This window comes from Micromonospora sp. KC213 (assembly GCF_004348325.1).
Classification (GTDB): domain Bacteria; phylum Actinomycetota; class Actinomycetes; order Mycobacteriales; family Micromonosporaceae; genus Micromonospora.
This window is the reverse complement of record NZ_SMKF01000251.1, coordinates 1-6,289: the sequence shown is the minus strand read 5'-3', so window position 1 is coordinate 6,289 and position 6,289 is coordinate 1. Positions and strand designations below refer to the sequence as shown.

4 protein-coding genes and 1 pseudogene are annotated in these 6,289 nt (G+C 75.1%); all 5 read right to left on the bottom strand.

The window, feature by feature from the left end; translation table 11 throughout:
• Positions 1-18: 18 nt before the first annotated feature.
• Positions 19-1,224, bottom strand: a complete 1,206-nt coding sequence (locus tag E1166_RS28780; protein ID WP_132343009.1) for a nucleotide pyrophosphatase/phosphodiesterase family protein — start codon at positions 1,222-1,224, stop codon at positions 19-21.
• Positions 1,221-1,985: a methyltransferase domain-containing protein gene (locus E1166_RS28775; protein ID WP_132343008.1), complete on the bottom strand. Its 765-nt coding sequence runs from the start codon at positions 1,983-1,985 to the stop codon at positions 1,221-1,223. Before E1166_RS28775 ends, E1166_RS28780 begins: the two co-directional genes overlap by 4 nt.
• A gap of 39 nt (positions 1,986-2,024) precedes the next feature.
• On the bottom strand, positions 2,025-2,201 hold the full coding sequence (locus E1166_RS31275; protein WP_165942456.1) for a hypothetical protein: 177 nt from the start codon (positions 2,199-2,201) through the stop codon (positions 2,025-2,027).
• Between the two features lie 94 nt (positions 2,202-2,295).
• Positions 2,296-5,661: an error-prone DNA polymerase gene (locus tag E1166_RS28770; RefSeq protein ID WP_132343010.1), complete on the bottom strand. Its 3,366-nt coding sequence runs from the start codon at positions 5,659-5,661 to the stop codon at positions 2,296-2,298.
• A 273-nt stretch (positions 5,662-5,934) separates the two neighbouring features.
• Positions 5,935-6,289 (bottom strand): annotated as a pseudogene (locus E1166_RS28765) (DNA polymerase Y family protein); the annotation flags it as partial.

Below are 6,289 nucleotides of genomic sequence, written 5' to 3'. Positions count from 1 at the left end.
GGGCGATAGTGGGGTGGGTCAGCCCCGGACGACCAGCAGCGGGACGGTCATCTCGGCGGCGGTGTCCGCACCGTGGTAGGCCACCAGCCGGGACACCGCCGGCGGTTCGGAACGACTGGCGAGCAGCGCGTACGTGCCGGCGCAGGTGACCACCAGGTCGCCGACGCGGCCCAGGTGGTCCGGCGACACCGGCCCGAACCGGCCGGCGGCCACCGCCTCCTCCCGGGTCTGCACCCGGGCGGCCGGCCCGAGCACCGCCGCCCAGGCGGCCCGCACGTCGTCGAGCGCTCCCGGCGCGACGTGCAGGTAGCGCACCCGGGGCTCACCGGCGACCACCCGCACGCCCGCGCGCAGCCGGGGATCGGTGTCCAGGTCGATCCGGTGCGCGGCGGGCACGTCGAGCTGGCCGTGGTCGGCGGTGACCAGCAGCGCGGCGTCCGCCGGCAGGCCGTCGACGAGCCGGGCGAGCAGCGCGTCCACCTCGGCGGCGGCGGCCCGCCAGGGCATCGAGTCCACCCCGCTGAGGTGGCCGTGCCGGTCCAGGTCCGGGTGATAGCCGGAGACCAGGGTCGGGCCGGGGCCGGCGGCCAGCGCGGCGAGCATCGTGGTGGCCAAGGCGTCCACCCCGGCCGCGCCCCGGTAGTCGCCGCCCCGGTTGGCGGCCAGGGTCAGCCCGCTGCCGGCGAACTCGGGGCGGCTGACGACGGTCACCGCCACCCCGGCCGCGCGGGCCCGTTCCCACTGGGTGCGGACCGGCTGCCAGCGCAGCGGCTCCGGGTCACCGGCCCAGTCGATGTGGTTGAGCACCCGGTCGGTGCCGGGTACCCGGACGGTGAAGCCGAGCACCCCGTGCGCCCCGGGAGCGACGCCCGCGCCGAGGCTCGCCAGGCTGGTCGGGGTGGTGGACGGGAAACCGGCGGTCAGTGGCCGGCCGGCCGTGGCGGCCAGCCCGGCCAGGATCGGGGCGTACGGCGCGGCGGCGGGGATCTGGTACCAGCCGAGACCGTCGACGAGCAGCACCGCGACGCGGCGTACCCCGGCCAGCCGAGGTGCCAGGCCGAGCAGGTCGACCGCGCCAGGCACGCCGAGCACGGCCAGCGCGCTGGGCACCACGTCGGCGAGGCTGCCACCGCCGTAGCGGGGTGGCACGACCGCCAGCGGACCACCGTCGGGGACAGGCGCGGCGGGCGCCGGCCCGGTCGGGGGTCGCCGCGGGTCGGTCATGCCGGGCGGCGGGCGAACAGGTGCAGTTGGGCGGCGAGTTCCCGGTACGGCGAGCGGGCGGCCAGGGCCCGTTCCAGCTCGACCAGGGCAGCCGGCTGACCGTCGGCCACCGTGGCGGGAAGCAGGTCGGCGAGGACGCGTATCCCGTGGATCTCCTCCACGGTGAGCCCGGCGGCGCCCAGCAGCGCGGCGGCGCTGTCGGAGTCGAAGCGCCGGCGCAGGGTGTCCCGCGTCCCGGCGGAGCCGGCCGGAGCGGCGGCGAGCGCGGCGGCCACGTCCAGGTGGCCGTTCATCGCCCGGCTCAACACGGCGGCGGCCCGGCCGGCGACCAGCACGCTGGCCGCGCCGCCGGGGCGCAGCGCGGCGGCGAGCGCGGCGGCCACCGGCGCCGGGTCGTCGACCACCTCCAGCACCGAGTGGCAGAGCACCAGGTCCGCGCCGGCCGGTTCGACCAGCCCGCCGAGCGCGTCACCGTCGCCCTGCACGGCGCGTACCTGGTCGGCGACGCCGGCCTCCGCGGCCCGGCGGGTCAACGCGGCGAGCGCGTCGGGGCTGGCGTCGACCACGGTGACCCGGTGGCCGGCCCGGGCGAGCGGGACGGCGAAGCCGCCCGTCCCGCCGCCGACGTCGAGCACGGTGAGCTGGTCACCGTCGCGTCGGGCCAGCTCGGCGGCGAGGACCGACCAGATGACAGCGGTACGGGGGGTCAGCGGCGGCCCGGTGAACCCGGTGGTGTGCTCCACCCGGTCGAGCCTAGTCAACCGCGCCACCGACCCCCCGCAGGCGGTACGACCCGCCGGTCAGGACTCCCCGCCGCCGGCCGGGTCCTCCTCCGCACGGGACCGTTGGGCGTTGGCCACCGGGCCGTCGGTCACCTGGTACTCGCGCAGCTCCGCGCCCTGGACGGGCGACCAGCCGGCCGCCAGCCGGGTCCGCCGGGTGTTCGCCACCCCACCGGTACGCATGCTGAAGGTCATGGACACCCCCTTGCCCGAGCGGGCCACTCTGCCCGCGCGTGTCCGGAAGTCTCCCGCTTCCCGACTCGGGAAACTGTAATGTGGATCACCCGGCTCAGCGGAAATCCCGGGACGCCGGGCTCACCGGGGGCTCAATCGCGTCCAGCCGGTCGGCGATCAGGCTGGTGACGCCCTCGTGCCGCTGCAACCGGCCGCGCACCACCAGCGCCGCGCTGGTGCGGGCCGTCCGGCGGTAGTGCTGCCACAGCCCGGGGGAACAGGTGACGTTGAGCATCCCCGTCTCGTCCTCCAGGTTGAGAAAGGTGACCCCGCCGGCGGTCGCCGGTCGCTGCCGGTGGGTGACGATCCCGCCCACCCGGATCCGCCGGCCGGGTTCCACCTGGCCGAGCCGGGCGATCCGCACCGCGCCGAGGGTGTCCAGCCGCTCCCGGATGAACCGGGCCGGGTGGTTCTCCGGGGACAGCCCGGTGGCCCAGACGTCGGCGACGAGCCGGTCCACCGCCTCCATCCCGGGCAGGGTGGGCGCCGCCGTGCCGGTGACCGTGCCGGGCAGCCGGTCGGGCCGGTCCTGGGCCGCGGCGCCGGCGGCCCAGAGGGCCTGCCGCCGGGTCAACCCGAAACAGGCGAAGGCGTCCGCGGTGGCCAGCGCCTCCAGCTGCGCGGCGGTGAGCCCGACCCGCCGGGCCAGGTCCGGCAGGTCACGGTACGGCCCGTGCGCCGTCCGCTCCGCCTCGATCCGTTCGGCCACCGGATCGCCGAGGGTACGCACGCTCGACAGCCCGAGCCGGACGGCCGGCCCGCCCAGGCCCCACTCGTGCGACGGTTCCCCCGGCTGACTCCCCCACCGGGTGGCCGGGGTGGACTCCAGGACGGCCTTCACGCCGCTGGCGTTGACGTCCGGCCGGCGTACCTCGACGCCGTGCCGACGGGCGTCGTCCACCAGGGTCTGTGGCGAGTAGAAGCCCATCGGCTGGGCGTTGAGCAGCGCGGCCAGGAACGGCCCCGGATGGTAGCGCTTGAGCCAGGAGCTGGCGTAGACCAGGTAGGCGAAGCTCATCGCGTGGCTCTCCGGGAAACCGTAGCTGGCGAACGCGGTCAGCTTGCGATAGACGTCGTCGGCCAGCTCGCCGGTGATGCCCCGCGCGGCCATCCCGGCGTAGAGCCGGTCGGCGAGCTGCGCCATCCGCTCCACCGACCGCTTCGCCCCCATCGCCCGGCGCAGCTGGTCGGCCCCGGCCGCGTCGAAGCCGGCCAGGTCGATGGCGAGCTGCATGAGTTGCTCCTGGAACAGCGGCACACCCAGGGTCTTCTCCAACGCGTTGCGCATCAGCGGGTGCGGGTACGTCACCGGTTCCTGGCCGTTGCGGCGCCGGATGTACGGGTGCACCGAGCCGCCCTGGATCGGGCCGGGCCGGATCAGCGCCACCTCCACCACCAGGTCGTAGAACTCGCGGGGCTTCAGCCGGGGCAGGGTGGCCATCTGGGCCCGGCTCTCCACCTGGAACACCCCGACCGAGTCGGCCCGGCAGAGCATCTCGTAGACCTCGGGGTCGTCCAGCGTCATGTCACCCAGGTCCAGGCTCATCCCGATCATGTCGTAGCCGTAGTGCAACGCCGACAGCATGCCGAGGCCGAGCAGGTCGAACTTGACCAGCCCGACGGCCGCGCAGTCGTCCTTGTCCCACTGCAGCACGCTGCGGCCGGGCATCCGCCCCCACTCCACCGGACAGACCTCGATCACCGGCCGGTCGCAGATCACCATCCCGCCGGAGTGGATGCCCAGGTGCCGGGGGAACGTCTGCACCTCGTTGGCGTACGCGACCACCTGCTCGGGGATGTCCGCCACGTCCACCGTGGCGACCGAACCCCACCGGTCGATCTGCTTGCTCCAGGCGTCCTGCTGGCCGGGGGAGAACCCGAACGCCTTGGCCACGTCCCGCACCGCCGACCGGGGCCGGTACGAGATGACGTTGGCGACCTGGGCGGTGTGCTCCCGGCCGTACCGGGCGTAGACGTGCTGGATCACCTCCTCCCGGCGGTCGGACTCGATGTCCACGTCGATGTCGGGCGGGCCGTCGCGTTCGGGGGCGAGGAAGCGTTCGAAGAGCAGCCGGTGCCGGACCGCGTCCACGTTGGTGATCCGCAGCGCGTAGCAGACCGCCGAGTTCGCCGCCGACCCCCGGCCCTGGCAGTAGATGTCCTGCTCGCGGCAGAACGTGACGATGTCGTAGACCACCAGGAAGTAGCCGGGGAAGCCGAGCTCGTCGATCATCCGCAGCTCGTGTTCCAGCTGCGCGTACGCCTCGGGGTGCGCCTGCGGCGGGCCGTAGCGTTCCCGGGCGCCGGCCATGGTCAGGTGCCGCAACCAGCTCATCTCGCTGTGCCCGGGCGGCACCGGGTACGCCGGCAGTCGCGGCGCGACCAGTTGCAGGTCGAAGGCCAGCTCCGCGCCGAACTCGGCGGCCCGCGCCACCGCACCCGGGTACGCGGCGAGCCGGGCGGCCATTTCCGCGCCGCTGCGCAGGTGGGCGGTGGCCGCTGCGGGCAGCCAGCCGTCGATCTCGTCGAGGCTGCGTCGGGCCCGTACCGCCGCGAGGGTGGTGGCCAGCCGGCGTCGCCCCGGGGTGGCGTAGTGCACGTTGTTGGTGGCCACCGTGGGCAGCCCGGCCGTGGCGGCCAGCTCGGCCAGGGCGTCGTTGCGGTCGGCGTCGACCGGATGCCCGTGGTCGGTCAGCTCCACCGCCACCGTCTCCGCGCCGAAGAGCGCGGTCAGCCGGTCCAGTTCCCGGGCCGCCGCGTCGACGCCCTCGGTGAGCAGCGCCGCCGGCACGTGCCCCTTGCGGCAGCCGGTCAGCACCAACACGTGGTCGCGCAGCTCGGCGGCGACCTCCTCCAGTTCGCCGTAGACCGGGCGGCCCTTCTCCCCGCCGCGCAGCTGGGCCCGGGAGATGGTGGCGGCGAGCCGGGCGTACCCCTCGTGCCCGTGGGCGAGCACCAGCAGGTGCCGGCCGAGCGGGTCGGGTTCGCCGTTCTGCGGGCCGGGCAGCCCGAGGGAGAGTTCCGCGCCGAAGACCGTCGGCAGGTGCAGCGCCCGGGCCGCCTCGGCGAAGCGGACCACGCCGTAGAACCCGTCGTGGTCGGTGACGGCGAGGGCGGTGAGCCCCAGCCGGGCGGCCTCCTCGGCCAGTTCCTCGGGATGGCTGGCCCCGTCGAGGAAACTGAAGTTGCTGTGCGCGTGCAGCTCGGCGTAGGGCACCACGCCGTCGGGACGGGGCAGCTCGGGCGCCTGGTAGTGCTGTCGGGTGCGGCTCCAGGCGGGGGCGTCGCCGCCGTCGGCGTCGACCGCGAGCGGGTCGACCACGTGCAGGTGCCGCTCGCCCCGGGGCCGTTCCTTGCCGGACCGCCCGGACAGCACCTGCTCCAGCTCCGACCAGGGCATCCTCGGGTTGTGGAAGCTCACCGGCCGGCACTCCTCCACCATCGACGTCCGCCCCACCATCGACTTCCGCCCTCGCCGGGGAGGCGGATGACTGCCAATCGACTACAGACGTGATGGCGTAGATGGATCGGCGAGGCCGCCGGCCGGCTGATCGAGCCGGAAGCTGAAGCAGGTGTGGACACGGAACCGGGAACGGGAACGGACGGCGATCCAGTCACGCCATCACGTCCGTAGCCTCCGACGGGTCGGAGCGGGCACGGCAGGTCAGCGTGCCGCTCGGCTGCGGCACGCTGCTCAGTCATAGATCGCCTCCACCAGCCATCGACCGGCCTCGACGGCCAGCAGTAGGGCGGTGCCGTCGGCCAGGCAGACCTGGAACCGGGCCCGGCGGCGTGCCTCTGCCGGGGCCCACCATCGTTCGTCCACCGGCCACGGGCCGGCCCAGCCGGTAATCTCGACCGGTGCGGCCGTGCCGACGGTCAGCCGGGCCGGCGCGCCGCTGACCGACAGCCGCGCGTTGACCACGACCGGCTCACCGGCGGCGTCGTGCACGGCGGCGGCGAACGGGGTGGGCAACACCACCGCGGGTGAGGGCGGCGGCAGCCGGCCCGGCCAGGGCGGTACGGGGTTCCCGGCAACCGCGCCCTGA

Excerpts from the sequence above, each read along its gene's own strand:
- E1166_RS28780 (WP_132343009.1), bottom strand. The coding sequence starts at position 1,224 with ATGACCGACCCGCGGCGACCCCCGACCGGGCCGGCGCCCGCCGCGCCT.
- E1166_RS31275 (WP_165942456.1), bottom strand. The coding sequence starts at position 2,201 with ATGACCTTCAGCATGCGTACCGGTGGGGTGGCGAACACCCGGCGGACC.